The following is a 1,216-nucleotide window of genomic DNA, read 5'->3' on the forward strand; positions in this document are numbered from 1 at the left end:
AGGGCAGTCGGCACTTCGGTGTAGGTCGAGCGTTGGGGGCAAAGCCGTTTTGGTCGTGCGTTGGTTGTGCCCCGCAGGGCGCGAGGAAGGTTGCCAATGTCCGCGGCTCAGTCGGATAACGGAATGCATCACCGAGGTGGCGGGATTTGACGTGCAAGCAGAGAGGAAAGTGTGCGGCCGCCACTCCGGTGCATGCAATGGTTATCCGCCAGGCACTAGAACGACGACCATCATTTGGATAGACATTGTACGGATTTGATGATACCATGTGATTTACCAATTAAGGAGCCATGAGATGACGATAATTACCGTACAGTTGCCGGAAGAAAGCCTTGGGTTTGCAGAAGGAATTGCGAAAAAGCGTGGTTTCAACAACGTCGGCGATTTCATCGCGTCGCTTATCACGGACCTGGGGGAGGCCCAGAAGCAGATCGACGACCAGCTCATTGCGGGCCTGGATAGTGGTCCGGCAGCGATGAAATCGGAGCAAGATTGGGCTGATCTTCGTGTTCGTGTCGCAGGAAAGAACGCAAGTTAGATGACTACGGAACGGAGGCCCTATTGGAGGCCAATTGCGTGGCAGGACATTGAAGGCCATGCGGTATATGTTGGACAAGGTGATCCTAGTGCTGGTCAACGGTTCATAGATTGCGTTGAGGAGACAGTGGAGAACCTTTGCGTTCATCCTGAACTTGGTGCGATTTACGAATCGGCAGAGCTAAGGCTAGGCGATATTCGTGCAACGTTAGTGAGCGACTTTAAGCGACACGCGGTGTTCTACCGCGTGGAAGATCGCATGATCGACGTGGTTCGCGTTTTGGGACGTGGGCAAAATATGGATATGCTGCTTCGGAACGAGTGACGTTCCTATCACATCTCAGTCGGATAACGGTAAGCATCACCGAGGTGGCGGGATTTGACGTGCAAGCAGAGAGGAAAGCGTGCGGCCGCCACTCCGGTGCATGCAATGGTTATCCGCAACACACCATTGCGATGCCGTCCGTCAGCGCGGACTTCGTCCACGTAGGTGACAATCACCAAGTTCAAATCGTAGCAAAGTTTCGTTGGTCAAGCAAGTTTCGGCGAGCAGGAGTATATCGAGTGCTAGAAGACAGGCGTTGGTTAGTGCCACGCAGTGCATCCGGCACACCGGCGTTGTTCGGGCATTGAAATTCAGGCGTCGGTTGGTGCCCCGCAGGGCAGTCGGCACTTGAGT

General features: G+C 54.3%; 4 protein-coding genes. 2 read left to right on the forward strand and 2 right to left on the reverse strand.

Annotation, left to right across the window (positions count from 1 at the left end):
- Positions 1-268: hypothetical protein (locus RC85_RS28135; protein ID WP_162273311.1), on the reverse strand; the 268-nt coding region annotated here is incomplete at its 3' end.
- A gap of 27 nt (positions 269-295) precedes the next feature.
- On the opposite strand from RC85_RS28135, the gene RC85_RS25900 reads away from it, so the two are divergent.
- The gene (locus RC85_RS25900; protein ID WP_068267858.1) at positions 296-538 is read left to right on the forward strand and encodes a ribbon-helix-helix domain-containing protein; all 243 of its coding nucleotides are present in this window, start codon (positions 296-298) and stop codon (positions 536-538) included.
- Positions 539-862, forward strand: coding sequence for a type II toxin-antitoxin system RelE/ParE family toxin (locus tag RC85_RS25905; RefSeq protein WP_068267860.1), 324 nt, complete (start codon positions 539-541; stop codon positions 860-862).
- Between the two features lie 8 nt (positions 863-870).
- On the opposite strand, the gene RC85_RS27345 is transcribed toward RC85_RS25905, so the two are convergent.
- Entirely contained in the window at positions 871-1,038 is a 168-nt protein-coding gene (locus tag RC85_RS27345; protein WP_157594113.1) for a hypothetical protein, read from the reverse strand.
- Between the last annotated feature and the right edge of the window lie 178 nt (positions 1,039-1,216).

The sequence above is a fragment of the Rubripirellula obstinata genome (assembly GCF_001642955.1).
Classification (GTDB): Bacteria; Planctomycetota; Planctomycetia; order Pirellulales; family Pirellulaceae; genus Rubripirellula; species Rubripirellula obstinata.